General features: G+C 60.5%; 22 protein-coding genes and 8 pseudogenes. 4 read left to right on the forward strand and 26 right to left on the reverse strand.

Annotation, left to right across the window (positions count from 1 at the left end):
• Positions 1-46: 46 nt before the first annotated feature.
• A complete protein-coding gene (locus L0A91_RS06105) occupies positions 47-379 on the reverse strand; it encodes an RDD family protein (protein ID WP_235246237.1) in 333 nt (110 codons plus the stop codon).
• Between the two features lie 127 nt (positions 380-506).
• On the opposite strand from L0A91_RS06105, the gene glnA reads away from it, so the two are divergent.
• From glnA to L0A91_RS06120, 3 genes are all read left to right on the forward strand, one after another.
• On the forward strand, positions 507-1,931 hold the full coding sequence (glnA, locus tag L0A91_RS06110) for a type I glutamate--ammonia ligase (RefSeq protein ID WP_235246238.1): 1,425 nt from the start codon (positions 507-509) through the stop codon (positions 1,929-1,931).
• Between the two features lie 517 nt (positions 1,932-2,448).
• Positions 2,449-2,775 carry a potassium channel family protein gene (locus L0A91_RS06115; RefSeq protein ID WP_235246239.1) on the forward strand — a complete coding sequence of 109 codons (327 nt, stop codon included), beginning with the start codon at positions 2,449-2,451 and terminating at the stop codon, positions 2,773-2,775.
• A 112-nt stretch (positions 2,776-2,887) separates the two neighbouring features.
• Positions 2,888-3,613 (forward strand): hypothetical protein, encoded by a 726-nt coding sequence (locus tag L0A91_RS06120; protein WP_235246240.1) that lies wholly within the window; start codon positions 2,888-2,890, stop codon positions 3,611-3,613.
• A 98-nt stretch (positions 3,614-3,711) separates the two neighbouring features.
• On the opposite strand, the pseudogene zwf reads toward L0A91_RS06120, so the two are convergent.
• The 12 genes and pseudogenes from zwf to L0A91_RS06175 form a co-directional block, all read right to left on the reverse strand.
• A pseudogene (zwf, locus tag L0A91_RS19660) lies at positions 3,712-5,143 on the reverse strand (glucose-6-phosphate dehydrogenase).
• A gap of 38 nt (positions 5,144-5,181) precedes the next feature.
• On the reverse strand, positions 5,182-6,120 hold the full coding sequence (locus tag L0A91_RS19665; protein ID WP_397333854.1) for a prolyl oligopeptidase family serine peptidase: 939 nt from the start codon (positions 6,118-6,120) through the stop codon (positions 5,182-5,184).
• Positions 6,097-7,304, reverse strand: a pseudogene (locus tag L0A91_RS19670) (oligopeptidase B); the annotation flags it as partial. The pseudogene L0A91_RS19670 and the gene L0A91_RS19665, both read right to left, overlap by 24 nt.
• Before the next feature lie 78 nt (positions 7,305-7,382).
• A pseudogene (gene dnaE, locus L0A91_RS06135) lies at positions 7,383-10,922 on the reverse strand (DNA polymerase III subunit alpha).
• A gap of 57 nt (positions 10,923-10,979) precedes the next feature.
• Positions 10,980-11,907 (reverse strand): annotated as a pseudogene (locus L0A91_RS06140) (RluA family pseudouridine synthase).
• Positions 11,900-12,544, reverse strand: coding sequence for a signal peptidase II (lspA, locus tag L0A91_RS06145; protein WP_235246242.1), 645 nt, complete (start codon positions 12,542-12,544; stop codon positions 11,900-11,902). The pseudogene L0A91_RS06140 and the gene lspA overlap by 8 nt, the downstream one beginning before the upstream one ends.
• Positions 12,508-12,894 carry a TraR/DksA C4-type zinc finger protein gene (locus tag L0A91_RS06150; RefSeq protein WP_235246244.1) on the reverse strand — a complete coding sequence of 129 codons (387 nt, stop codon included), beginning with the start codon at positions 12,892-12,894 and terminating at the stop codon, positions 12,508-12,510. The genes lspA and L0A91_RS06150 overlap by 37 nt, the downstream gene beginning before the upstream one ends.
• A gap of 240 nt (positions 12,895-13,134) precedes the next feature.
• Entirely contained in the window at positions 13,135-14,667 is a 1,533-nt protein-coding gene (locus L0A91_RS06155) for a DivIVA domain-containing protein (RefSeq protein ID WP_235246245.1), read from the reverse strand.
• A gap of 265 nt (positions 14,668-14,932) precedes the next feature.
• Entirely contained in the window at positions 14,933-15,220 is a 288-nt protein-coding gene (locus L0A91_RS06160; protein ID WP_235246246.1) for a YggT family protein, read from the reverse strand.
• Positions 15,221-15,232: 12 nt separating this feature from the next.
• Positions 15,233-15,511, reverse strand: coding sequence for a cell division protein SepF (locus tag L0A91_RS19675; protein ID WP_397333819.1), 279 nt, complete (start codon positions 15,509-15,511; stop codon positions 15,233-15,235).
• A gap of 23 nt (positions 15,512-15,534) precedes the next feature.
• The gene (locus tag L0A91_RS19680; protein ID WP_235246247.1) at positions 15,535-15,732 is read right to left on the reverse strand and encodes a hypothetical protein; all 198 of its coding nucleotides are present in this window, start codon (positions 15,730-15,732) and stop codon (positions 15,535-15,537) included.
• A gap of 190 nt (positions 15,733-15,922) precedes the next feature.
• Positions 15,923-16,264 carry an alanine racemase gene (locus tag L0A91_RS06175; protein ID WP_311198061.1) on the reverse strand — a complete coding sequence of 114 codons (342 nt, stop codon included), beginning with the start codon at positions 16,262-16,264 and terminating at the stop codon, positions 15,923-15,925.
• Between the two features lie 101 nt (positions 16,265-16,365).
• Here L0A91_RS06175 and L0A91_RS06180 point away from each other — a divergent pair, with 101 nt between their 5' ends.
• Complete coding sequence (locus L0A91_RS06180) at positions 16,366-16,524, forward strand: hypothetical protein (RefSeq protein ID WP_235246248.1); 159 nt, start codon at positions 16,366-16,368, stop codon at positions 16,522-16,524.
• Positions 16,525-16,568: 44 nt separating this feature from the next.
• Here the strand turns inward: L0A91_RS06180 and L0A91_RS06185 are convergent, their stop codons facing one another.
• The 13 genes and pseudogenes from L0A91_RS06185 to mraY form a co-directional block, all read right to left on the reverse strand.
• Positions 16,569-17,399 (reverse strand): polyphenol oxidase family protein, encoded by an 831-nt coding sequence (locus tag L0A91_RS06185; protein ID WP_311198062.1) that lies wholly within the window; start codon positions 17,397-17,399, stop codon positions 16,569-16,571.
• A 62-nt stretch (positions 17,400-17,461) separates the two neighbouring features.
• Positions 17,462-18,667, reverse strand: a pseudogene (ftsZ, locus tag L0A91_RS06190) (cell division protein FtsZ).
• 148 nt (positions 18,668-18,815) lie between these two features.
• A complete protein-coding gene (locus L0A91_RS06195; RefSeq protein WP_235246249.1) occupies positions 18,816-19,097 on the reverse strand; it encodes a hypothetical protein in 282 nt (93 codons plus the stop codon).
• On the reverse strand, positions 19,049-19,588 hold the full coding sequence (locus L0A91_RS19685) for a cell division protein FtsQ/DivIB (protein ID WP_397333820.1): 540 nt from the start codon (positions 19,586-19,588) through the stop codon (positions 19,049-19,051). The genes L0A91_RS06195 and L0A91_RS19685 overlap by 49 nt, the downstream gene beginning before the upstream one ends.
• Positions 19,581-20,042 (reverse strand): glutamate ligase domain-containing protein, encoded by a 462-nt coding sequence (locus L0A91_RS18610; protein WP_311198063.1) that lies wholly within the window; start codon positions 20,040-20,042, stop codon positions 19,581-19,583. The genes L0A91_RS19685 and L0A91_RS18610 overlap by 8 nt, the downstream gene beginning before the upstream one ends.
• Positions 20,039-20,671 carry a Mur ligase family protein gene (locus L0A91_RS18615; protein WP_397333855.1) on the reverse strand — a complete coding sequence of 211 codons (633 nt, stop codon included), beginning with the start codon at positions 20,669-20,671 and terminating at the stop codon, positions 20,039-20,041. Before L0A91_RS18615 ends, L0A91_RS18610 begins: the two co-directional genes overlap by 4 nt.
• 108 nt (positions 20,672-20,779) lie before the next feature.
• Positions 20,780-21,102, reverse strand: a pseudogene (locus tag L0A91_RS19690) (Mur ligase domain-containing protein); the annotation flags it as partial.
• On the reverse strand, positions 21,083-21,694 hold the full coding sequence (locus L0A91_RS06210; RefSeq protein WP_235246252.1) for a glycosyltransferase: 612 nt from the start codon (positions 21,692-21,694) through the stop codon (positions 21,083-21,085). The gene L0A91_RS06210 and the pseudogene L0A91_RS19690, both read right to left, overlap by 20 nt.
• Positions 21,695-21,704: 10 nt before the next feature.
• A complete protein-coding gene (locus L0A91_RS06215; RefSeq protein WP_311198150.1) occupies positions 21,705-22,205 on the reverse strand; it encodes a glycosyltransferase in 501 nt (166 codons plus the stop codon).
• Positions 22,174-23,042 (reverse strand): annotated as a pseudogene (locus L0A91_RS06220) (FtsW/RodA/SpoVE family cell cycle protein). The gene L0A91_RS06215 and the pseudogene L0A91_RS06220 overlap by 32 nt, the downstream one beginning before the upstream one ends.
• The gene (locus L0A91_RS06230; protein ID WP_235246254.1) at positions 22,994-23,449 is read right to left on the reverse strand and encodes an FtsW/RodA/SpoVE family cell cycle protein; all 456 of its coding nucleotides are present in this window, start codon (positions 23,447-23,449) and stop codon (positions 22,994-22,996) included. The pseudogene L0A91_RS06220 and the gene L0A91_RS06230 overlap by 49 nt, the downstream one beginning before the upstream one ends.
• Positions 23,450-23,602: 153 nt before the next feature.
• Complete coding sequence (gene murD, locus L0A91_RS06235; protein ID WP_311198064.1) at positions 23,603-24,943, reverse strand: UDP-N-acetylmuramoyl-L-alanine--D-glutamate ligase; 1,341 nt, start codon at positions 24,941-24,943, stop codon at positions 23,603-23,605.
• Positions 24,940-26,054, reverse strand: a pseudogene (gene mraY / locus L0A91_RS06240) (phospho-N-acetylmuramoyl-pentapeptide-transferase). The gene murD and the pseudogene mraY overlap by 4 nt, the downstream one beginning before the upstream one ends.
• Positions 26,055-26,085 lie beyond the last annotated feature (31 nt).

The raw sequence follows: 26,085 nt of genomic DNA on the forward strand, positions 1-26,085 counted from the left end.
TCGGTGATCAGTGCCGGAATGGCCAAACACAACAACGCCGTGCGGATCAGCACCCCCATTGGCATGGGCGGCCGTTGTGCGGCCCAGGGTTCGAGCCGGCCGGGTGGCCGAAAACTCGCAAACCCATCACTCGATGGCCCACGGTGGAACCAAGGGTCGCGACGAGCACGATGTTTTCTACCGCAAAGATGCCAAGGACCACGAACGACTCCGCGCCAGTTGCCCCCCAGGGCACACCGAAGAGGCCGATCGCAATCAGTTGGCAAAGCGACCAATCAATCAGGATGGCGAGGAACCGACGGAAGAAGGGCGCTACCGCTCCAGGTCCTTGGGCGGGGATGCCCCACTCTTGGCCGGGGTATGGCATTTGCGTAGTCACACATGAAACCCTAGACCGACGAAACACGGCAGAAACACTCGGGTGACTGTCGGTTAACCCTCAACGCTTTAGAGTGGAGTTCGAAGTCGTTGGTAAGGCTTCACATTCCATCTCCCCAGGAGGATAGATGTTCAGCAGTGCAGAAGAGGTCATCGCGTTCGTCAAGGATGAAGACGTCAAGTTCATTGACGTTCGCTTCTGCGACCTCCCCGGTGTGATGCAGCACTTCAATGTGCCTGCCGAGACCTTCGACATGGACGCGTTCACGACCGGTCAGATGTTTGATGGCTCGTCCATCCGTGGTTTCCAGGCGATCCACGAATCCGACATGAAGTTGATCGCGGACCCAACCACGGCATACTTGGATCCGTTCCGCAAGCACAAGACCTTGATCATCAACTTCAAGATCGTCGACCCGTTCACGGATGAGCCGTATGCCCGTGACCCGCGTCAGATCGCCATCAAGGCTGAGGAGTACCTGACCTCTACCGGGATCGCGGACACTGCCTTCTTTGGTGCCGAGGCTGAGTTCTACATCTTTGACGACATCCGCTTCGAAACGAACGCGCAGTCGGGCTACTACTTCATTGACTCGGTCGAAGCTGCTTGGAACACCGGCCGCTCCGAAGAGGGCGGAAACCGCGGTTACAAGACCCGTTACAAGGGTGGCTACTTCCCCGTTCCCCCAGTTGACCACTTCGCAGACATCCGCGACGACATCAGCACTTTGCTCTCCGAAGTGGGCCTTGAGGTTGAGCGTGCTCACCACGAGGTTGGCACCGCCGGTCAGCAAGAGATCAACTACAAGTTCAGCACGCTGCTGGCTTCTGGCGACGACGTCATGAAGTTCAAGTACATCGTCAAGAACGCTGCCTGGGACGCTGGCAAGACCGCAACCTTCATGCCGAAGCCGATCTTCGGTGACAACGGTTCAGGTATGCACACCCACCAGTCCCTCTGGAAGGACGGCGAGCCGCTCTTCTACGACGAGTCTGGCTATGGCGGCCTGTCGGACATGGCCCGTTGGTATATCGGTGGCCTGCTGAAGCACGCTCCTTCGTTGCTGGCCTTCACCAACCCGACAATGAACTCTTACCACCGTCTGGTGCCGGGCTACGAAGCTCCCGTGAACTTGGTCTACTCGGCCCGCAACCGCTCGGCCTGTGTTCGTATCCCGATCACTGGCACGTCGGCCAAGGCCAAGCGTGTTGAGTTCCGCGTTCCTGACCCGTCGTCCAACCCATACCTGTGCTTCGCCGCACAACTGATGGCTGGCTTGGATGGAATCAAGAACCGTATCGAGCCCCCGGAGCCGGTCGACAAGGACCTGTACGAGTTGCCGCCGACCGAGTTGGAGAACATCCAGCAGGCACCGACGTCCCTTGAGGCCGTTTTGGACGCACTCGAGGCCGACCACGCGTACCTCACTGAGGGCGACGTCTTCACCGAAGACCTCATCGCCGCGTGGGTCGAGTACAAGCGCAAGAACGAGGTCGACCCGATTCGCCTGCGCCCGCACCCGCACGAGTTCGAGATGTACTTCGATCTGTGATCGAAGACAGCGCTCGATCTGTGATCGAGCATCACGAAAGGAGCGGCCCCTCAGTGGGCCGCTCCTTCGTGTTTCCCCAGCCCAATGCACGAATCTCGGGTTGCGGCTGCCACGATATGTCCATGAGGCGTCGTGAAATTTGGGAGTCCCGAACGCGCGCGCCGCTGTTGATCCTGGCTGGCGTTTTTTGTGGCCTTCGCGATTCCTATCGTTTGGCCCGACGTCGACGGAGGCGTGCCCGCCCTGTCCTTGACCACCCAGACTGTCGTGTGGATAGCTTTCTTGGTGGATTATGTGACCAGGCTTGTCCTGGCAAGACACAAAGTCGCCTTCGTTAAGTCGAACCTTTTGGACCTGGCTGCGGTGGCCTATCCCGCCCTGCGCCCGCTCGGCCTGTTGGTTTTGCTGCAACGGCAAGCCGGCGAAAAGCTGAGGGGACACGTCGCCGCGTATGTCACGTTTGCCACAACGACAGTCGTCGGTATTGCCTCATTAGCCGTGTTGCAAGCCGAACGCCATGATCCCGCCAACGCAAACATCACCACCTTTGTGGTGGTCACTCGTTACTGTCACGACAGTTGGCTATGGGGACTTCTATCCCGTCACCATGCAGGGACGGATTATCGCCACTCTGCTGATGCTCTGTGGCATCGCTTTGCTGGGTGTCGTGACCGCTGGCTTGGCCTCTTGGCTCATCTCCAGGATTAGCGACTCGGACGAGAGTGACCGAACGGCAAAACTCGCTGACATTCAAGACGTGCAGGAGGAATTGCGGCTCCTGCGTTCCGAGCTTGCCGCCATGCGAAAACCGGGACCTGCGGACACTGATATCGCTACCCCATGAGCAGGCTTGGTGTAGGGGGGCGCAACTGCTCCGTGAGAGGATGCTGCTCATGGGAAGACATACTGGATCTAGTGCAGCAGTAGGAGGTTGGGCGGCTAAGCCGGTACTTCTAGTGCTCCTCGCAGTTCTCGCCAGCGTGATGATTGCCTTCGCTATTCGTGGCCTGATGGCCACTGCGGACTCCGGCACCCTGAACACTGACCCAAGCGCTGTGGCTTCGGTTGCCCCCTCAGACGCAGCCGCGATTGCCACCGATGCCCCCGAGCCCACGACCACTGATGCAGCTGCTGCCACGAGTGCCCCAGCAGGCGCCGTAGGCCCACCAGAGGAGCTAACCGCATGCGTTTCGGAGGTCGATTCTGGTGAAGACTTCGCCAGCGCTGCCGAAAAATCAGCCGCAAACTGGGTTAAGCACTACGACGCCTCAGTGGAGCTCAATGCGGGCCGCATGACGCTTGAAGAAGCTCAAGAAGAGTGGGCCGAGTCCAAGCGTGAGGGCCCTGGTGACATGGAGCGATTCGATACTGCTCAAGCGGCCTATGACGAGGTCTTTGGGTCGTGCGCTGAACTCGCGGACACCGACGTTTCGCAGGACTATGCCGATGACGCTCAGAACTGCCAGGAACGCGGCGAAGCTCTGGCGCTGGTCGCAGAATTGTCTCAGCCCTTGAATGCCGACTGGGGCGCGCACCTGGACTTCATGCAGACCAAGGAAGCGGCTGACCCTGTGGACTACGTGGCTGACTGGCGTGATGATGTTGCGGATGCACCCAACAACGTCGATCCCTACCAGGGCGCTGTGGCACTGCTAGAAGAAGCACCATCCTGCTCCATCTAAAGCCCCACCCGCTCCTCGACGAGCGGGTATGGCTAAGGCCCGGACAACGTGTGCGGGCCTTAGCCATACCCTCTGTTCCGGCCTACTCCGGCAAAGCCTTACTTCTTGGGGTTTCCTTCACGCCACTTGCGCTCAAACGGCAGACGCCAAGTGAAGGGCGCCACCAGTTGGTGAATCTGGTTGGGCCCCCACGAGCCTTCCTCGTACGGACGCACGACTGGTGGCTCCTGAAGTAGCTGCTCAGAGATCTCCCACAGTCGCTCGATACCTTCAGCTGTGGTGAAAAGGGTGCGATCACCGCGAGCCGCGTCAAAGATCAGCCGTTCATAGGCCTCTAGCACGGCACCGCCCCAGCTTGTCTCCTGCATTGAGAACTGCATAGAGAGCTTGTCGAGCTTCATTCCTGGGCCGGGGCGCTTGCCGTAGAACGACAGCGACATCCGAGTCCGGTCTGCCAGGTCAAAGGTCAAGTGGTCAGGACCGCGGTCGCCGACGCCCGAACCTGCCGGGAACATTGACTTTGGTGGCTCACGGAACGCAATCGAGATGATGCGTGCGCCTTCGGCCATCTTCTTGCCGGTACGCAAGTAGAACGGGATGCCCGCCCAGCGCCAGTTGTCGATGTAGCACTTGAGAGCGATGAACGTTTCGGTGTCGGACTCTTCCGCCACGCCAGGCGACTCGCGATAACCCAGGTACTGCCCGCGGACGACGTCCTTCGGGTCGATTGGGAGCATTGAGCGGAAGACCTTGTTCTTTTCTTCACTAATGGCATTGGGCTCAAGCGCAGTGGGTGGCTCCATGGCGGTGAAGGCCAGGATCTGGAACAGGTGGGTGACCACCATGTCCCGGTATGCGCCAGTTCCTCGTAGAAACCGGCCCGAGTCTCGAGGCCCAGAGTTTCCGGCACGTCGATCTGAATGTGGTCGATGTGGTTGCGGTGCCAGATTGGCTCAAATAGTCCGTTGGCAAACCGGAACGCCAGGATGTTCTGGGCCGCCTCTTTACCCAAAAGTGGTCGATCCGGAAGATCTGCTCTTCGTCGAACACCTCGTGCAGTTTGCGGTTGAGCTCGACAGCAGACGCGAGGTCCGTACCGAAGGGCTTTTCCATGATGATGCGGCTGCGCTCCACCAGGTCGGCGTCACGAAGCATGTAAACAACGTCCAGAGCGGCCTTTGGCGGCACCGAGAGGTAGTGCAGGCGACGTGCACCCTCTCCTAGCTCGTTCTCCGCCTTCTCCACGGCTTTGCCGAGCGCCTTGGGGCCCGCCTTGCCTCCGACGAAGTCGACATGCTTGAGGAACTCATCCAAACCGGCGGAATCAGCTTCCCGAGTGTTGAACTCCTTGATTGCCTTTTTTGCCAAATCACGGAACTCGGTGAGATTGATCTCGTCCAGCGATGTTGCCACGACCCTCAGGTCATCGAGCAATTTGGACTGGAAAAGGTGGAGTAGCCCGGGAAGCAATTTTCGCTTTGCCAGGTCTCCTGTTGCACCGAAAAGAACGATTGTCGTCGCAGCTGCCATGCGCCTACCTTGTCAGTTTGGTTACGGGAGTGCCAGTGTCACGGTTTGATCTGATCGGCGCCCAATTGGTCCAGAACGAAAGAGATCTCGAAAGCTGCCTCGCGCCAGGCGTCATACCGGCCCGTTTTGCCGCCATGCCCGGCCACCATCTCGGTGCGTAGCAGTATTGGTCGATCGGCGCCGTTCGCGACGGTCTGGCGCATCTTCGCGACCCACTTGGCTGGTTCGGTGTAGTAGACGCGGGTGTCGTTCAGCCCCGTCGTCGCCAAGATAGCTGGGTATTCGACCGCTGCGAGGTTTTCGTAGGGGGTGTACTCGCGCATGTACTCATACACATCTGCGTTGTGCAGCGGGTCTCCCCATTCCTCCCACTCAACGACGGTCAGCGGCAGGCTCGGATCCAAGATGGTGTTCAGGGCATCAACAAATGCCACGCCAGCATGCACCACACGGAACCGGTCGGGCGCCAAATTGACGATCGCGCCCATCAACAAGCCGCCTGCCGAACGCCCCTCAGCTGCCAACCGGTCGGGCGCGACCCAACCCATCTCAATGAGGTGATCAGCACAGGCGACGAAGTCGGTGAACGAGTTCTTCTTGTTCAGCATCCGGCCTTGCTCGTACCAATGGCGGCCCATTTCACCGCCCCCACGCACGTGCGCAACAGCGTAGACAACTCCCCGATCGAGGTAGCTGAGCCGGGAAACGGAGAACCAAGGGTCGATGGAGATTTCGTAGGAGCCATAGCCGTACAGCATGCCGGGAGCCGTGCCATCCATCGCGACATCGGCTCTGGCCACGAGTGAAATAGGGATCTGAGTTCCATCGGCGGCGGTTGCCCACACTCGGTGCTGCTGGTAATCGGCAGGGTCGTAACCACCGAGGACTGCGTGCTGCTTAACGAGCGTCATCTGTGCCGATGCCACGTCCAGATCAAAGACCGATCGGGGGGTGATCATGGACTCGACCAGGACCATCAACGTGCTGGCCGTGTAGTCCGGGTTGATGCCTACGTCCACAGTGAACAGTTCTTCGCTGACCGAGACATCCCATGCTTGGGAAATCTGCGCTCGCCCGTGCTCATCGCGCGGGATGATCTGGACGTGGGCCAGGCCGTCTCGACGCATGGAGAGCGCCAGGAAGTCCTTGAACGCGTCGACCGCGGTGAGCCTGACGCCTTCCTGGCCAGCGACAACAGTTTCCCAGTCGTGCGAGACGGAGCCATCCAGAGCGGCAACCGCCAACTCGAAATCAGGGCACGACCAATTGTGCAGAATCCAGGCGTGATCGCCAGCCAACTCAATGTCGTACTCGACGCCCTCGGCACGCTCTTGGACCACCTGGAACTCCCCGGTGGGATCACTCGCGTCGAGTAGGCGAAACTCCGTGGAGTTCTTGCTGCCCAGCGCGATCAAGAGATAGCGGTTGTCCCGCGAGGACCCCAGCCCCATCCAGAAGCGTTCATCGCCTTCGCTGAAGACCAAGACATCCTCGGTGGCAGCCGTCCCAATCTTGTGTCGCCACACTTGGTGTGGTCGCCATGCATCATCTACACGGGTGTAGAAGACGTAGTCGCCAGCTAGCGACCAGGCCACGCCAGCACCAATTCCAACGACCACGTCATCGACGATGGCATCGGACTCAAGGTCCTTGATCAGCAGATTGAAGCGCTCATCACCCGTGTTGTCGACGGCGTAGGCCAGCAACTGGTGGTCGGGGCTGACATCGAAGGCCCCCAAAGCAAAGAACTCTTGACCTGCTGCCTCTTTGTTGCCATCGAGCAGCACTTGCTCACCCTCTGGCACCGACATGGGGTCGAGCACGGGGCGCTGGTGGCTGTCAGCCACGGCGATCCGGGCATGGACGGAGTACTGCTCCCCCTCGATGCTGCGCGAGTAGTACCACCAGCGACCATCTCGGATAGGGACGGAGAGGTCTGTCTGCTGGGTGCGCCCGCAATTTCGCTGAAGACGCTTTCGCGCAAATCTCCCAGATCTGAGGTCACCGCATCGGTGTAGGCGTTCTCAGCGTTCAAGTAGTCGATAACGTCTTGATCGGTCTTGTCGCGCAGCCATGAGTATGGGTCAACAACGACCTCGCCATGGTGCTCGCGGGCTTCGTCCCGACGCTCGGCAATGGGTGGGTTCAACTCTGAAGTCACCCGGACAACCTACGCGATCTTCCTGCCAGATCGCCTCCCCGCCCCGGCTAGTTGCCGGGACGGGGCAGGTGCAACGACCTAACTCTGGATAGCCGCCGGCCCCAGCAACGCTTTGAGGTCACCGAAGAGGTCCGGCGAAGCTGAAACCCGTAAGGACGTGTCCAGGCGCATCAAGACTGAACGCCCCGGCTGGACCAGGTTCACGTGCACTTCGGTCGACCCAGGATGGCCAGCCAGCACATCCTTCAAACTGGTGGCCAGCGTGTCGGTGGCTCGGGACAGGGGCAGCCTCAGCACGATCGGGCCGCGAGGACCAGTCTTAATCTCGGGGAGCATGAGGTCTTGAGCGATTAACTCCAGACCCTCTTCCGATTTCTTCAACCTACCGCGCACTACGGCCACCGTGTCTTCAGCGAGGTGGGTCTTAACGTTCTCGTAGTTTTTGGCCAGAAGACGACATCAATGGAGCCAGCCATATCCTCGACCTGGACCCGGGCATACGGGTCGCCATTCTTGGTGCGCTTCAGCACCACAGAGGTCATCAGGCCAGCGACCGAAATGTTGTCACCGTCTTTGACCGACTCATCAGTAGACAACTCGAGAATGGCTCGGTCGGCGTGCTGGCTGAGGATGTGCTCAATACCGTTCAGCGGGTGGTCTGAGACATACAGGCCCAACATCTCTCGCTCGAACGAAAGCAACACGCTCTTGTCCCACTCAATCTCCGGGATCTGAGGCAGAGCAGCCAATTGCACGGCTGAGTCGTCTCCACCAAAGTCGCCGAACAGCGAGTCTTGGCCCATCGCTTCGTGCTTCTTTTCGTCTGAGAGTGCTTCGACGTAGCGCTCGTGGACGCTGACGAGGCCCTGCCTGGTGTGGTTCAGCGAATCGAAGGCACCGGCCTTGATCAAGGACTCCACCGTTCGCTTGCTGCAAACCACCGGTGGGCACTTACGCAGGAAGTCCTCGAACGCGGTGAAGGGCTCCTTTTCTTCGCGGGCGGTGACAACCCCGTCGACGACGTTGCGACCGACATTGCGGATGGCTGCCATGCCAAAGCGAATGTCGGTGCCAACGGCAGCGAAGTTGGCCACCGACTCATTGACGTCGGGCGGCAGCACCTCAATGCCCATTCGGCGGCATTCGCTCAAATACAGTGCTGTCTTGTCTTTATCGTCCCGAACGCTGGTCAGCAGCGCGGCCATGTACTCCGCTGGGTAGTTGGCCTTGAGGTAGGCCGTCCAGTACGACACCAGACCGTAGGCCGCGGTGTGTGCCTTGTTGAAGGCGTAGTCCGAGAAGGGCAGCAGGATGCTCCAGAGCTTGTCAACGGCTGCTTCTGAATACCCGTTGTCGAGCATCCCTTGCTGGAAGGGGATGAACTCTGCATCGAGGACTTCCTTCTTTTTCTTGCCCATCGCTCGGCGTAGCAGGTCGGCCTTACCGAGGGTGTAGCCAGCCAATTTTTGCGCAATCTCCATCACCTGCTCCTGATAGATGATCAGGCCATAGGTGGTGCCCAGAATGTCTTTGAGCGCGTCGGTGAGCTCTGGGTGGATGAAGTCGATCTCTTGGCGACCGTTTTTGCGGTGCGCAAAGTTGGTGTGCGCATTGGCTCCCATCGGACCGGGCCGGTACAACGCCAACGCCGCAGAGATGTCCTCAAAGTTATCGGGCTGCATCAGCCGCAACAGGCTGCGCATGCCGCTGCCATCCAGTTGGAAAACACCGAGAGTGTCACCGCGACTGAGGAGCTCATAGGTTGGGCGGTCGGTCATGTCCTTGGACAACAGCTCAAGGTCGATGGTCTCGTCACGGTTGGCCACGATGTTGTCGAGTGCATCGTCCAGGATCGTGAGGTTACGCAGACCCAGGAAGTCCATCTTGACCAAGCCAAGGTTTCGCAGGTTGGGTAGTCAAACTGGGTGATAATGGCGCCGTCAGCGTCGCGGCGCATGATCGGAATGATGTCGATCAGTGGCTCTGAGGACATGATGACACCGGCCGCGTGCACACCCCACTGCCGCTTCAAGCCCTCAACGCCCTTGGCCGTCTCGAAAACCTCGGCAGCGTATTGATCCCGCTCGAGCAAGTCGCGGAAGTCTCCAGCTTCGCCGTAGCGAGCGTGGCTCTCATCTTCGATCCCGCTCAGGGGTATGTCCTTGCCCATGACGGCAGGCGGCATTGCCTTGGTGAGCTGCTCACCCATGGAGAACGGGAAGCCCATCACTCGCGCCGAGTCCTTCAGCGCGGCCTTGGCCTTGAGCGTGCCGTAAGTGGCGATCATCGCAACTCGATCTTCGCCGTAGCGGTCACCGACATAGCGAATCACCTCTGAGCGGCGTCGATCGTCAAAGTCCACATCGAAGTCAGGCATCGACTGGCGCTCGGGGTTAAGGAAACGCTCAAAGATCAACCCATGCGGGACGGGGTCGAGGTCGGTAATGCCCATCGCATAGGCGCACATCGAGCCAGCACCTGAGCCACGACCAGGACCAACACGGATCTTGTTGTCTTTGGCCCAGTTGATGAAGTCAGCAACCACCAGAAAGTAACCGGGATACCCCTTGCCAACGATCACTTCGGTTTCGTACTTGGCCTGCTCCTCGGCATACGCCGGAACGCCCTCGGGGAAGCGACGGCGCAGTCCCGCCTCAACCTCCTTGATGAACCAACTAGTCTCGTCTTCACCTTCGGGGCAGGGAAACCGCGGCATGAAGCGGCCTTCGCCCTCGGTGAAGCTGACGTTGCAACGTTCGGCGATCTCCAGCGTGTTGTCACAGGCTTCGGGATAGTCACGCCACAACTCGCGCATGGCGGCCGAGCTCTTGAGGTAGAACTCTTCGCCATCGAATTTGAACCGCTTGGGGTCTTGCAGGGTCGAACCGGACTGCACGCACAGGAGCGCGGCGTGCGCCTTGCTATCTGCCTTGTCAACATAGTGCAGGTCGTTGGTGGCCACCAGGGGCAGTTTGAGCTCTTTTGCGAGTCTGAGCAGGTCCTGTTGGGCCCGACGCTCAACGTCGATGTTGTGATCCATCAACTCGCAGTAGAAGTTTTCAGCGCCAAAGATGTCGCGGAAGTCGGATGCCGCCTGTCGCGCTTCTTCGTACTGACCGAGCCGGATGCGGGTCTGGATCTCGCCAGACGCACAGCCCGTGGTGCCAATCAGGCCCTGGCCGTACTTTTCAAGCAACTCGCGGTCCATGCGTGGCTTGAAGTAGTACCCCTCCAGCGATGACAGCGACGCCATCCGGAAGAGGTTGTGCATGCCACCGTTAGTCCGGGCCCATAGCGTCATGTGCGTGTAGGCACCGCTACCGGAGACGTCGTCCCGGCCACCATCGCCCCACTTCACCCGGGTGCGGTCACCGCGGGCAGTGCCGGGCGTCAGGTATGCCTCAAGGCCGATGATTGGCTTGACGCCATGCTTTGACCCGCCGACCAAAACTCGTGCGCACCGAAGAGATAGCCGTGGTCGGTCGTGGCAAGTGCGGGCATGCCGAACTCGGCGGCACGCTCAAACATGCCGGTGATCCGGGCTGCACCGTCCAACATCGAATACTCGGTGTGGTTGTGCAGGTGGACGAAACTGGAGTTGCTGGAGGTCGCTGACATCACGATGATCTTAAAGCCCGCCCCTGACAATCCTGACCAGAGTCGGCTTCGAAAGAGCTAGCTGCGGACCTTTTCCAGCGACTGCTCCAGATCCTCCGGGTAGGAACTTTCGAACTCGACAAGCTCCCCGGATCCGGGGTGGTCAAAGCCAAGTCGCACGGCATGCAACCACTGACGCTCGAGACCAAGGCGTTTAGCCAGGGTCGGGTCAGCACCATAGGTCAGGTCACCGCAACACGGGTGCCGCAGAGCTGAGAAGTGCACCCGGATCTGGTGGGTCCGCCCGGTCTCAAGGTGGATCTCCAGCAATGAGGCTGAACGGTGCGCCTCTAAGAGTTCGTAGTGCGTCACACTCGGTCGGCCCGAGTTCATCACGGCAAAGCGATAGTCGTGGCCGGGGTGACGGCCGATAGGAGCGTCGATCGTGCCCTCGTGGGGGTCAGGGAGGCCCTGCACCAACGAGTGGTAGGTCTTGGAGACTGTTCTGTCCCTAAAGGCTTGTTTGAGAACCGTGTATGCCTTCTCAGACTTTGCTACCACCATGAGGCCACTGGTGCCGACATCGAGTCGTTGCACGATGCCTTGGCGCTCCGGGCTCCCGAGGTCGAAATTCGATATCCCGCCGCCGCCAGACCGCTCACCACGTTTGGACCATGCCAGCCGACCGACGGGTGCGCCGCGACATAGGCCGGCTTGTCCACCACGACAATGTCGTTGTCATCGTGCACGATGCGCATGCCTTCGACAGCCTCTGGGATCACGACCATCTCGGGTGCAACTGAAGGGGCGCAATCTCAACTTCGATCAGCGCGCCGTCGATCAGCCGGTCTGACTTTCCAACCTTCTTGCCAGCCATCGTGATGGCACCATCTGCAGCCAAGTCAGCCGCTTGGCTGCGCGAGAGGCCGAGCATGCGGGACACCCCACTGTCGACTCGCTCCCCCGCCAAGCCATCGGGCACCATCAATGCGCGTACATCAGCCATCGTTATCGCTCCTGTGGGTGTCATCGCTTGATCCAACGCCGGGCTCACTGGCCTTCTCGTCTTCGAGACGAGTGCCATCGAGACCAATGCCACGCCAGGACAGCAGAGCAATCAGCACGGCCGCGCTGGTGACTGCGATGTCTGCGATATTGAAAACGGGGAAGTTGGGAAAGGCAATGAAGTCGACGACATGGCCTTGGGCAAAACTGGGGTCACGCACGAGACGATCGACAAGATTCCCTCCCGCTCCGCCGATGAGCAATGCCAATGCCCACGCCCATCCGAGGCTGCGGACCTTCGTTGCCTGCCACAAGACGACCGATACGACGACCGTCGCCAGAATAGTGAAGATCCAGGTGTTGCCTGTCCCGATCGAGAAGGCTGCACCGGAGTTGTAGAGGAGCCTAAACTCCACTGCACCAGGGATGACATCGATGGGCTCACTACCCGTCAGTCGCTGAACAGCCCAGATCTTGGTCAGTTGGTCGATCACGATCCAGACGAGGCTAATGAGCAAGACCCACCGAAAACGGTTTTTGCCCTCGGGAGTATCGGCCCCCGACGAGTCTTCTCCGTGGGCAACAGGCTGTGATTCTGGCGTCAGCGGCGCTCGGTCTTCGCTTTGCATGTCAGGCATAGCGTCGCACGAGGGAAGGCTTGCAGCCGCATTTTGCCCACCGCGTTCCCGCATTCTTCGCAAATACCGTAGGTGCCTTCGGCTATCCTTTCGAGCGCATGCTCAGTTTGAGCGAGCAGCGCCCTCGAATTAAAAGTCAAGCTCATCTCATGCTCCCGCTCCCATGTTGCGGCGCCAGCATCAGCCTGATCGTCGCCGGCACCCTCACCGGATTGCCGCACAAGTTCTAAATGATCCCGCGCGGCATTTCCCAATTCTTCGAGCAGTCTCGCCCGCTCTGCGAGCAGTTCATCACGCACTTCGGCGATCTCTGCGGCCGACCACGGATCTTCGTTGCCGTGAACCGCCAAATCCCCCGCTTCTGATCCGGTCAACGGCTCCGCAGTGGCTGAGGGCTCAGATTGCTCTACGTTACTGCGACTTTTAGCAACCATTCGGGGGCCCTCACTTGCACTCGTCGAGTCCGCTCCATGCGGAATCTGTCTGCGCGAAGAATAGGTCCCTAATCTGGCCGAGCACAAGACCCCAACGACAAAAAGATGTGGCCCCTTGAGAGGGGCCACATCTTTTCGTCTAACGGAACTGATTCCCTACGACTGGGACTTCTCGTCGTCGTCCAACTTTGTCAGGTTCTCCGAGAGGAAACTACGCAGGCGGCTGCGGTAGTCGGCCTCAAAGGACTGCAACTCGTTGATCTTGGTGGAGAGCGAACCCTGCCGGTTGTTCAAGTCGCCCAACACGTTCGTGCGACGCTGTTCTGCTTCACCGACCATCTGGTCGTGTGCCGACTGACCATCGTTGATCAACTGGGCCTTCGTCGACTCACCTTCACCGATGAGGCGCTTGTTTTCGCCCTGGCCGGTATTGACGAGCTCGTCGTGCTTGCCCTGGCCTTCGTTGATCAGGCGCTCACGCGTCGACGTTGCCTCGTTGACCAAATCATCGTGCTGCTTCTGACCCGAACCAATGAGGTCGTCGTGCTGCTTTTGACCGCTGCTGACGAGCTCGTCGTGCTTGCCCTGGCCTTCGTTGATTAGGCGCTCACGCGTCGACGTGCCCTCGTTGACCAAATCGTCGTGCTGCTTCTGACCGCTGTTGACGAGCTCGTCGTGCTTGCCCTGGCCTTCGTTGATCAGGCGCTCACGCGTCGACGTGCCCTCGTTGACCAAATCGTCGTGCTGCTTCTGACCCGAACCAACAAGGTCGTCGTGCTTCTTCTGACCGGTGCTCAGCAGGTCCTTGCTTCGACGATCGGCGTCGCCAACCACCTTGTCGCGGTAGGTTTCCGCCTCCTTCACCAGGCGAGCCTTGGTGCCCTCACCTTCGGCAACGTGCTGGTCGTGCAGACGCTGCGCGAGCGAAATGATGGTGGTGGGGTCTTCCCCGTTGCCACCAACTGCCGATGCAGCGAAAGCCTGGGGCTGGCTGGCGTCAGCGTCTAGCTTTGCCGTCGCCACACGGCCACGTGCCGCGGCGATCTCGGAGTCAGAGCGCTTGATCTCGTCGGTCGCAACTTGCTTGCGAGCCAAGATCTCGGCGTCTGCATCTGCTTGAGCGGCTTCGATGCGGCTCTTCGCTTCGGCTTCAGCCTGCTTAGCCTCCTCTTCGGCCTTTTCTGCCTCGGAACGAGCCGCGTCGACCTTGTTTTGCAGCTCCAGCAACTCGCCGTCTAGCCGCGCACGGGTGCGCTCATCAGTCTCGTTGTTGGATTCGTCGGCCTCTTCGGCGCGGCGACGCGCTTCTTCGACACGAGCAGTCGCAGACGCCTCGGCCTCATCGGCCTCGTCGCGACGTTGCTGGACACGGCTCGACAGGTCATCGAGCTCGGCTACTAGGTCGTCGCGCTCGCGGCGGGCCTTAGCCAACTGCTCCTGCTCAGCTTCTAAGTCGGGGCTGACGACAGAGGCAGACATTGCCTGCGTGCGATCAGAGTCGGAGTCGATGCCCTTGCTCGCACGGCAGTCCTCAAGGTCAGAGCGCAATGCACTGATCTCAGAACCCATGCGGCGGAAATCAACCACAATCTCATCAAGGAAGTCATCGACTTCTGTCTCGTCATAGCCACGCTTGAGATGCGTCGGCTTGAAGCTCTTCTTGATGACGTCTTCGGCGGTCAACGCCATGTTTCACCTCGCTGCGGATAGTCGATGAGCCTTGACACTGCACTGGCAACAGGACAAGTGCGGTCATGCTCGGTCACATTTACCTTAGCCCACACTAGTCACATTGGTGACTATCGCAAATGCCTAGAGCGCACATTTTTGGGGCTATCCACGCAGCGAGGTTATGGCTCCAGGTTGCCTTTGCCGTAGTCAATGTCACACCGCGGCCGCACAGGCCCACCCACTCAGGTCACTCTGCTCCGAGATCGGGCCCCACCAACCGGGCTCAGAAGGGGATCTGCGCCACGAAGACTCGGGCGATCGACACACCGAAGATGAGAACAAGGAACCCCAGGTCAAGCGCAATACCGCCGAGACGCAACGGCGGGATAACCCGGCGCAGCGCCTTGAGCGGCGGATCCGTGAGCGTGTAAACGCCCTCGGCGACCACAAGCACCAGGCCTGTCGGCTTCCAGTCGCGGGCAAAGACCTGCACCCAGTCAAAGACCAAGCGGCCCAAGAGCACGATGAAATAGAGAAAGAGGAGAAACCCCAGTGTGCTGCTAACAATCATGAGCTAATGATCTCAGCTCTGGTTGAAGAGACCAGACGGGGACTGCCCGGTCGGGGCTCCGCCTTCGACCTCGACATGAGAAGGCGAGAGCAAGAATACCTTGCTGGTCACTCGCTCGATCGAACCGTGCAGGCCGAAGGCCAAACCGGCAGCAAAGTCGACGAGGCGCTTGGCGTCTGAATCGTCCATCTCGGTGAGGTTCATGATGACCGGCGTCCCGGTGCGGAAGGACTCACCGATGTTCTTCGCCTCGTTGTAAGTGCGTGGGTGAATCGTGTTGATGCGGTTCATCTCACGTACCTCCGGCTCCTGGACTACCCGTGCAACCGGTGTCCGGCGTGGCAAGGAGTTACTTCAGCCTCGCGTTGGGTGGTCTCTTCGTCGTCCTCAGATGTGACCGACTTCATGGACTGAGCCGGACGCTGGTAGTTGTCCTGCTCGTCGTAGTCGTACTCTTCATCGAGTTCACTCAAGCCGAGGAACTCCATCGTTTTGCGCAGTGCCCCGGCCATATCAGCGAGCTCCTTGTGTATCGGTGCCACCACAGTGGGTGGTGCTGTCCCGAATGACGTTACCGGCCGGGATACCTCGATCCGAGGATTGCGCCGCCGACACGCAGGTGTGTCGCGCCAGCATTGATGGCTTGCTCTAGGTCTCCACTCATGCCGGCCGACATCCAGGTAGCTTGCGGATGCACCTGCTTCAGGTCATTGCAAGCTGCGGCCAGTGAGTCAAAGGCCCCTGCGCTTCCTGACCCTGGGCTCCATGTGGAGCAACCGCCATCAGCCCCAGCAACCGCAGGTGATCGCTCTGGGCAATCTTTTCTGCGAGAGATTGGACGCCGTTGAGCGGGACTCCTCCCCGGTCTGCGGCGGTATCCGGATCAAGGTTCACCTGAATCAAGGCCCCCATCCCCTCCGACCTCTCCCCTGCCTCACGGGCATGATCCACCGCGCGATCAAGTGCCGTGACCAGTTTGGGGCGGTCGACAGAGTGAACGACGTCCACATAGCGCGCGAGAGAACGTGCCTTCTTGCTCTGCACCTGACCAACGAAGTGCGTGGTGAATGGGCGGCTGCCTGAGGTGCCACTCTCACCACGGGCTTGGGCCCAATCGCGGAGGTCTGAAACTTTCTCCTCGCTTCTTGATCTCTGCTCTCGCCAAAATCGACTTGGCCCATCTCAAGCAAGAGTTGGCAATCACTGAGCGGGAAGAATTTGGTCACGGCGATCAGGGAAACACCGTCACTGTCACGGCCCGCGGCCTGGACTGCTTGTTTGATGCGACCCTGCACTGCCGCTAGACCTTGCTCAACCTCATGGCGTCGCTCGTCTTGGCCTATTTCGGTCACGCGGCTTCACCGCCGAGCGGAGGCAAGAGGCGAACGACCCCTGCATATCGGCCAGTTTGGCCTTCTCCGCGATAGGAATAGAGATCCTCGGACTCGCGCGCGCAACCAGGGACCCACGAACATGGCACCGATAACTCCGTGAGTTGGTCAACAACGCCCGCGGCGACGTCGATGGCCGGGGTCCCGGTCCAGGTGACGGCGGGAGTCACTGGACTCACCGCTCCCGCTGCCTCGCGCATCCTTAAAGGCACTTCGTAGCAGCGCCCGCAGATTGAGGGCCCGACGATGGCCTCTAAGCTGACCGCTCCGAGGTCTCGTAGGCGCTGGACTGTGGCCGGCACGACCCCCGCCATCATCCCTGGACGTCCCGCATGCGCCGCGGCTACGAGCCCAACCGATCGGTCCACCAACAGGACTGGTGTGCAGTCAGCGACCAACGCGGCAACTCCCTGCGAGGTGCCCCGTGCGACGATCCCGTCGACGTCAGGCGACCCAGAATGCTCTTGACCAGGATGCACCGTGTGCACATCACACCCGTGTTGCTGGCTCATGAACCTTAATTTGGCGGGCGCAAGCCCAAGAGACCGTGCCACTCGAGATCGATTTTCCGCCACCGCCGCTGGGTCATCTGCAACACCCGCACCGAGGTTGAGGGAGCCATAATGACCTTGACTCACCCCGCCATGTCGGTCAGTGAAGGCCCACTCCACGCCGTATCGCCCCGCTTCGGGCTCTTGCCGTTGTCGCCAATAGAACACACACCCAAGGTAGCCCGTCGCACCGACAGCCTCTGCGCGCACCCGGCAACGCGCCCCAGTGCTGGCCACCAGACGCGCGAAAGCCCTCGAGACTGTGCTCGAGGGCTTTCGCGAAGGGCTAGAGGAGAGTCCTACTTCAGGAAGTCGGGAACATCCAGATCGTCGCTGTCGTCGTATGACGGGGTGCGCGGAGGCTTAACCGGTGCGGACTCCTGAACGGGAGCTGCTGGTCGAACCGTGCCAGGCTCGCGTGGTTGTTCTGCCTGAGCCCGTGGCTGAGCAGCCTCGGAAGCCTGCGCGGTCTCCTGGAGGCTGGCGGAGCAGCCTGGTCGCGGTTGGTGCCACCAGCCTGGACCTGGCCCAATGCACGGTCGTCGCTGCGCTGCGTCGGTGCACCACTGTCGAAGCCGGCGGCAATCACCGTGACCCGCACCTCATCGCCGAGCGAATCGTCGATCACTGCACCGAAGATGATGTTTGCGTCGGGGTGCGCTGCCTCTTGCACCAATCGGGCGGCCTCGTTGATCTCAAAGAGACCAAGGTCCGAGCCACCCTGCACCGAGAGCAGCACGCCATGCGCGCCTTCGATGCTGGCCTCAAGCAAGGGGACGAAATCGCCAGCTCGGCGGCTTGGACCGCGCGATCCTCACCCCTGGCCGATCCGATGCCCATCAGAGCAGAACCGGCGCCCTGCATAACGGACTTAACGTCGGCGAAGTCGAGGTTGATCAAGCCGGGGTGGTGATTAAGTCTGTGATGCCCTGCACACCAGAGAGGAGCACCTGGTCAGCGCTGCGGAAAGCGTCCAACATGCTCACGGCACGGTCGGAGATCGACAATAGACGGTCATTCGGGATGACGATCAGCGTGTCGACCTCGTCGCGCAATGCGGCGATCCCCGACTCTGCCTGGTTGGCGCGACGCCGGCCTTCAAAGGTGAAGGGTCGAGTGACCACGCCGATTGTCAGAGCACCGAGAGACTTCGCGATCTTGGCGACCACGGGTGCGCCACCGGTACCGGTGCCACCACCCTCACCAGCGGTGACGAAAACCATGTCAGCACCGCGAAGGGCCTCTTCGATTTCTTCGGTGTGGTCTTCAGCTGCGCGACGACCCACCTCGGGGTCTGCGCCAGCGCCAAGCCCACGAGTGAGCTCGCGGCCGACATCAAGCTTGACGTCGGCGTCACTCGTGAGGAGGGCCTGGGCATCCGTGTTCACCGCAATGAACTCCACACCCTTGAGACCGACCTCGATCATGCGGTTGATGGCGTTGACGCCACCTCCGCCGATTCCTACGACTTTGATGACGGCGAGGTAGTTCTGCGCTGCTGACACAATGCGCCTTTCGTGGAGTCCCTTGCTAATCGGTCCAAGCGGGGGCAACCCAGATGTGGTCTGAATCGCCGTCGCCTACGTGGCAATCATAGAACTGGTGGTCACGATTTGATTGCGACTCTCGACCTCTACTCAAGGTTGACTGAAACTACTCGTCCGCGACGTTCTCCAAACCGCTGACAACCGGGTTCTCCGGTGCCGACAAATCAACCACCAGTGGGGCCGGAGCATCTGCCGATATCTGAGGTTGGCTAAAGAGCGCCACCAGCACCTCACCCTTGAGTTCCTGCGACTCAGCGGGCCCCCAGAGCACTTCAACCTCGCCCACGGAGAACCTCAGATCGCCATCGGCAGTGATCTCCAGGTCGCCTATTTCGGCACCTAACTCGTCACTGCCAAAAGCCGCCGAAATGTAAAGCGCCTGACGCACCGATTCCGTTGAAACATCTCCTCGCTTGGCGGCCACAACAGCGAGCCCGGGGGTTTGTCTTCGACCTCGTCGTAAAGCACGCCATCGGCGGCTGCGAACTGCAAAGAATCCGCACCATCCTGATCCACCACGATGGCTGGGGCACGCAACCCGAGTCGCAAAACTACCGAATCGGGCCACTGCCGGTCGACGTCAACGCTGAGCACCCGTGGGTCTTCCAGGACCCGCTCGGTAACGCCGTCGCTGTCGACCCTGGCCAGTGGGGTCCCCTGCTGAATCCCAGCCTGTGAGACCGCTTGCTCAGCAACCTCGCCCTGCGCACCCTCAACCGATACGGTCGCCACCGTGAAGATGGGCAAGTAGGCCAACAGCACAATCGCGGCCCCCAGCACCGCAACAGTTCCTACCCACCACGCCACTAATTTGGGGCGCCGCCGAACAGCCTGTGCTCGCGCTGCAAATCGATGATGAACCGGGGACGCCTTAGTCATCGGCTGTGGCTCCGCCGTTCTGATCAGTTGCTGCTCCAGACAATGCGTCCACCAATCGTGGACCAAGTGTGGTGATATCTCCTGCGCCCACGGTCAACACGAGGTCACCGGCGCGCAATAGCGGCGCGAGTTGAGTGGGCGCCTGCGCCAGATCGCGAACGTCATCGAGCACCTGCGTTGCACCTCCCAAATCCGCGATCGCTTGGGTGATCAGTTGGCTTGTCACCCCGGCAATTGGCTCCTCTCGCGCACCATAAATGTCTAAGACCGACACGACATCTGCGGCTGAAAGCCCCGCCGCAAACTGCGCGACGAAATGCTGGGTGCGGCTGTACAGATGCGGCTGAAAGACCACAACAAGGCGGCCACCGGTTGACTGAGTCACTGAAAGGCCAGCTTGGACCACAGCCGCGACCTTGTCCGGGTTGTGCGCATAGTCATCCACCACGCTCACGCCAGTCGCTTCGCCAACTCGCTGGAAGCGTCGGTCTGCACCGGGAAGGATGCGAGCCCGGACAGAGCGGCCCTGGTATCCCCACCCGCGCCTGCCGTCGCTGCCACCAGGGCAGCACAAGCATTGGCAATGTTGTGCGCCCCTGGCATCGGGACATTCAAGGTATGTCGCTGGCCCGGCGAAGCATCCCCCACCGGGGCTTGCCACAACAGTTGCGCCGTCGACGACATACCAACCGAGTCAACTGACTCAATCCGCACGTCGGCACCCGCGGCACGTCCCCACGTGTGCACCCTCAACCCTTGCTCTTTGGCCAGCGCCACGAGTGGCGCAGAGCCAGCATCATCGGCATTAATGACCAGGAGCCCGCCAGCGGAGATGGTGCCAACGAATTGAGCAAACGCTGCCTGCACTCCCGCGAAGTCGCCATAGAAGTCCAGGTGGTCTGGCGTCACATTGGTCACGATCGCGATATCTGGTCGATAGACGAGGAATGATGCATCACTCTCATCTGCTTCGACCACTACCGGGCCAGCCCCAAGGGCCGCGTTCCCCAGTCCACCTGCCAGCGGCGACCCGATCACATACCCGGGCTCTAGATCCGCGGCTAACAGGGCAGAAGTCAACATGGCGCTCGTCGTCGTCTTGCCGTTGGCACCGGCGACAGCAATCGTGCGGCGATCTTGCAACAGCGCAGCAATCCCTTGCGCGCGGTGCAAAACTCGCAAACCTTGGTCTCGAGCGGCCACCAACTCTGGATTTGACTCTTTGATCGCGCCAGAAATGATGATGGTCTCGGCGTCGGCGACATGAGCTGCGTCGTGTCCAACAAAACTCGTGCTCCAGCCTCTTCAAGGCTTCGTAGCGCTGGGGAATCCCGCTGGTCGGAGCCAGACACTCGGTACCCCGCAGCCAAGAAAAGTCGAGCTACCCCAGACATGCCAGCGCCACCAATGGCGATGAAGTGGACGGCACCGAGGGATTCAGCCCAGGGGCTTCCTGGGTAAAGTCGAATCGCCCCTGGGTTACGGATGAAACCACTAACGCTTCGCCGCCTCATAAATCATGGCAACAAGCGCGTCGTCCCCGTCTCGGTGCCCAATCGCAGCGGCTGCTGCACTCATCTGCTCAACGCGGGATGAGTCTGCTAACAACGGGATGACGACGTTCTTGACCCACTCGACGTCGACCTCGTAGTCATCGGTCAGTGTTGCACCGCCAGCGGCGACAAGGTCTTGCGCGTTCAGTCGCTGCTCGCCATTGCCAATGGGGAGCGGCACCAGAGCCGCAGGGAGCCCGATCGCTGCGATTTCGCACAAGGTGCCTGCTCCTGAGCGGCATACCGCGAGGTCGGCACTGGCATAGGCGAGGTCCATCCGGTCTGAATAAGTGATCGCCCGGTAGCGGTTCTTGAGCGACTCTTGAGCGGGCAAGGCAATTTCTTTGCCTTCTCCGGTGATGTGCAAAACCTGAACACCAGCGTCGGTAATTGCAACGGCCGCTTCTGAGAAGGCGTCATTCAGCCTGGCGGCGCCCAGCGATCCACCAAAGACCAGCAGAGTTTGCACATCGGGATCCAACTCAAAGTGCTCTCGGGCAAACCTGCGCAGACCATCGCGATCCAAGTTGGAGATCTCGGCGCGCAGCGGCATCCCAATGTGCCTAGCCCCCGGCAAAGGTGTGCTGGCAAACGTCGTGGCGATGTGGAGTGAACCTCGCGCCCAACTTATTTGCTAGTCCTGGCCGGGCGTTCTGTTCGTGGATGACGATAGGCAGCCCCAAGCGCCGCGCTGCCAAATAGGCAGGCGTGGCGACATACCCGCCGAATCCAACCACGACATCGGCCTTCGCCTCCCGCATCGCGGTGGCTGCTGCTGACGGCCCCAGACATTGCGGCCGGGAACTTAATGGCTGCGCCATTGGGTCGACGCGGAAACGGCGCCTTGGGCAGCACGTGGAACGGATAGCCGCGGGCCGGGACAAGCCTGGCCTCAAGCCCTCAGCAGTGCCAAGCACTGTCAAGACCGTCTCGGGGTCACGGCGACGCAGCGCGTCGGCCGTGGCGAGCAGCGGGTTGACGTGACCAGCCGACCCTCCCCGGCGAGAACAACGGAGAATGGGGCAGCATCGGTCATGAACGGCTCCTTCGGACAGGCAGCGCAGCGAATGTGCGGCGCAAAGTTGATGGGCGGCCCTTCAGCGCAGCATCACACCCTGGCACCGATCGAGCCATGCTCAAGAGCAGGCCCAAGCCGATCAGGGCCGAGATAAGCGCTGTCCCACCACTACTCACGAACGGTAGCGGCACACCGATGATGGGGAGCATGCCGATGACGGACCCGACGTTCAACATGGCTTGGGCAACGATCCAGACCATCACACCAGCGGTCGCCAACCGGACAAACGGGTCCGTGCTGCTGCTGATAATGCGGAAGCAGGCGTAGGCAAACAAGCTGAATAGCGCCAGGACAAGCAAAGTGCCCGGCAAACCGAGCTCTTCCCCGATGATCGCCAGAATGAAGTCGTTGTGCGGCTCTGGCAGCAGCGACCACTTCTCGCGGCTGGCACCGGGGCCGACGCCCCACCAACCACCATCGGCCAGTGCATACTCTGCGTGCACCTTCTGGAAGCAGCCTTCAACCTGTGGATTGCTGCAGATACCACCCAACCAGGCATCAATCCGCTGCATGCGGTTGTCACTGTTGAGCGCCAGGAAGGCGACGCCTGCGGCCCCGAGCGCACCGAATAGTGCGTACCAACGCAGTGGCAATCCGGCCACAAAAGCATGCCGGCAGCGATGGCCAGCAAGATCATCGCCGTTCCGAGGTCACGACCGGCAACGACCAGACCAACGATGACAGCAACGCCAGGCACGATAAAGGGGAAAATCGCCAGCCCAATTCGATCCATCACTTTGCGCCGGTTGGCCAAGATGGTGGCGCCAAAGACGATCACTGCCACCTTGGCAAACTCGGAAGGCTGCAGGGTTTTCCCGCCCAAGGAAATCCAGTTGCGGTTGCCTTGAAGTCGACGCCCAATGGCGAGAACACCAGTGCCTGCAGGCCAATAGCCAGGAACATCCCTGGGATCGCCAGACGCTTCCACCAGGCGATCGGCAACCGAGAAGCTATGTAGGCCAAGGCGACGCCGATGGACATAAACATCAGTTGTTGCAGAAACAGACCGTAGGAGTTACCGGTGGCTGCGTACTCCTGAACGGTGGAGGCCGAAAGCACCATCACCAGGCCAATAGAAACCAGCGACGCAACGCTAATCAGCACCAAGTAGTACGGCGCCACCGGCGAACGCAGCCACTCGCCAGCTGAGGCGAGTGACGAGCCGGCTGTTTGAGGCTGGCTAGAACTGACCTTGCGAGCCCGCGCAACATTGCGCGAGGTAGTGGTCACGATGGGCTACCGATTGCCCGCCGCACAGCATCTGTGAAGGAGGCGCCACGGGCCTGATAGTTCTCGAACATGTCAAGGAGGCCGCCGCCGGAGCCAACAGGACAACATCGCCTGGCTTGGCAGCAGTTGCAGCAGTAGCAACTACCCGATCCATCACGTCAGCGGACTGTTCGGCAGGGTCATACGGCCAGTGTTGTCGCTCTGCACGATATGGACCGGCACCTCGGGCGCGTGTCGGCGCAATGCTGCTTCAATCTGGGCTGCATCAGCTCCCATGAGCACGGCTGCTCGGAGTCGAGACGCAGCCGCAGCAACGAGGTCATCTACATCAGCGCCCTTCAGCAGCCCACCTGCAACCCAAACAACACGCTCGTAGGCCTGGATAGAGGCAGCTGCGGCATGTGGGTTGGTGGCTTTGGAGTCATTCACAAATCGGACGTCGCCCGCAACGGGCAACTCGGTGATCCGATGCTCCTGGGGCGCAAAGTCCCTAAGGCCCTGCTGCACCGCTGCGGTCGGAACCCCCACGGCACGGGTTAGGGCTCCTGCCGCCAACGCATTGCTGACCGTATGCGGGGCTGGGGAACCCGCTGAGTCAAGGTCTTGGAAGGTCGCCAGCTCGGCGGCAGAAGTCGCCCGGTCTTCGATGAAGGCCCGATCTGCCAGGACATCCTCGACAACACCGACCATCGAGAGCCCTGGGGTGCCGATGGTGAATCCAACGGCACGGGCGCCCTCGACCACATCAGCCTGCGCCACCATGGCCTCGGTTCGCGGGTCTTGGACGTTGTAGACACACGCAACAGTGGTGTTGTCGTAGATCTTGGCCTTGGCCGCGGCGTACTCCTCGAATGAGCCGTGCCAGTCGACATGGTCCGGCGCAACGTTCAGCACGCACGAGGAGAGCGCCGAGATGCTGTAGCTGTAGTGCAACTGGAACGAGGACAGCTCAACGACCAGGACGTCGTACGGGTCCGTGTCCAGGATTGCTTCCATCACCGGCTTGCCCACGTTGCCGACAGCAATTGCGCGCAGACCTGAGGCCTGCAAGATCGACTCAACCATCTTGACGGTCGTAGTCTTGCCATTGGTGCCAGTCACCGTGATCCAGGGAGCAGCCCCAACCTCAGGCCGAATCCGCCAGGCTAATTCAACCTCGGCCCAAATAGGGATCTGCTGGGACTCCGCATGCGCCAAGATCGGTTGGCTGGGGCGCCACCCTGGTGAGGTCACCACGAGATCAATATCGTCTTGTGGCCATTGCGCCACGTGCTCGGCACCGCGCCGGACATCCGCACCGAGGACCTCAAGCAGGTGAGCCTTCTCGTCTTGAGCCTCCGTGCCATTCCCAGCGTCAACCACGATCACCGAAGCGCCCAATTCGAGCAGGGCGTCGGCTGCCGCAAATCCGCTAACACCCATGCCCGTGACGAGCACTCGAAGGCCAGCCCAATCAGCACCAGCATGGGTCAATCCAGCAAAGCGATCGCTCACAGTTGGGTCACCCATTCGGCGTAGAACAGGCCAAGCCCGATGGCGACGCAGATCCCGGCGATAATCCAGAATCTGATCACGATGGTTACTTCGGCCCACCCCAGCAACTCAAAGTGGTGTTGCAAGGGGCCATTCGGAAGACGCGCTTGCCGGTCATCTTGAACGAACCCACTTGGATGATCACCGACAGCGTGATGATGACGAAGAGGCCACCTAAGATAGCCATCAGCAGTTGGGTGTGCGTCACGATGGCCAAGCCTGCCAAGGCGCCACCCAGGGCCAGCGAACCGGTGTCTCCCATGAATATCTTGGCTGGCGAGGCGTTCCACCACAGAAAGCCGAAGCACGCGCCGGCGAGACAACCGGCAACAACCGCCAGGTCAAGGGCGTCGCGAACGTCGTAGCAGTTGGGGCCGGGGGTGATCTGACAGTTCTGGTTGTACTGCCAAACGCCAATGAGAACGTAGGCACCGAAGACCATGACGGAAGCGCCAGTGGCGAGCCCGTCCAGCCCATCCGTGAGGTTCACGCCATTGCTAGCACCAGCGATCATGATGTTGGCCCAGAGCACAAATAGCACCAGGCCGCCAATGGTGCCAGCGGCCGCAAAGTCAATATCGGTGTCGCGCACGAAGGAAATCGCCGTGCTGGCTGGCGTGCGGAAACCATCAGAGGGGAACTGCAACGCCAGCACCGCGAAGATCACAGCCACGGCGGTCTGTCCGAGCAGTTTTTCCCAGGACCGCAGCCCCAGGCTGCGTTGCTTTGAGATCTTGATGTAGTCGTCAAGGAATCCAACGAGACCCAGGCCTGCCATCAAGAACAGAACAAGCAGGGCGCTCAAGGTGAATCGACTGGTGGAGAGGTCAATCCACCCGATGAGGTCCGCTACGTACAGCAGTCCATGGGCAAGGAAGTAGCCCAACAACGTGGCCGCAATAATGACCGCGCCACCCATCGTGGGCGTGCCACGCTTGGTGTGGTGCGAGGTAGGACCGTCATCGCGGATGAACTGGCCATAGCCACGGGCCACCAAGAATTTGATGAAGAGTGGAGTGCCAAACAGGGCGAAAAGCATGGAGAGCCCCGCGGCCAAAAGCACATTGATCATGGAGCTACCTCACCCTGCGCCAAATCATCGC

The organism is Ornithinimicrobium sp. INDO-MA30-4, assembly GCF_021535045.1.
Lineage (GTDB): Bacteria > Actinomycetota > Actinomycetes > Actinomycetales > Dermatophilaceae > Ornithinicoccus.

Coding starts and splice junctions, on each gene's coding strand:
- glnA (WP_235246238.1), top strand. CDS start 507: ATGTTCAGCAGTGCAGAAGAGGTCATCGCGTTCGTCAAGGATGAAGAC.
- L0A91_RS06115 (WP_235246239.1), top strand. CDS start 2,449: ATGATCCCGCCAACGCAAACATCACCACCTTTGTGGTGGTCACTCGTT.
- L0A91_RS19665 (WP_397333854.1), bottom strand. CDS start 6,120: ATGGTCCTGGTCGAGTCCATGATCACCCCCCGATCGGTCTTTGATCTG.
- lspA (WP_235246242.1), bottom strand. CDS start 12,544: ATGCCTGACATGCAAAGCGAAGACCGAGCGCCGCTGACGCCAGAATCA.
- L0A91_RS06155 (WP_235246245.1), bottom strand. CDS start 14,667: ATGGCGTTGACCGCCGAAGACGTCATCAAGAAGAGCTTCAAGCCGACG.
- L0A91_RS06160 (WP_235246246.1), bottom strand. CDS start 15,220: ATGATTGTTAGCAGCACACTGGGGTTTCTCCTCTTTCTCTATTTCATC.
- L0A91_RS19675 (WP_397333819.1), bottom strand. CDS start 15,511: ATGAACCGCATCAACACGATTCACCCACGCACTTACAACGAGGCGAAG.
- L0A91_RS19680 (WP_235246247.1), bottom strand. CDS start 15,732: ATGGCCGGGGCACTGCGCAAAACGATGGAGTTCCTCGGCTTGAGTGAA.
- L0A91_RS19685 (WP_397333820.1), bottom strand. CDS start 19,588: ATGACTAAGGCGTCCCCGGTTCATCATCGATTTGCAGCGCGAGCACAG.
- L0A91_RS18615 (WP_397333855.1), bottom strand. CDS start 20,671: ATGTTGACTTCTGCCCTGTTAGCCGCGGATCTAGAGCCCGGGTATGTG.
- L0A91_RS06210 (WP_235246252.1), bottom strand. CDS start 21,694: ATGCCGCTGCGCGCCGAGATCTCCAACTTGGATCGCGATGGTCTGCGC.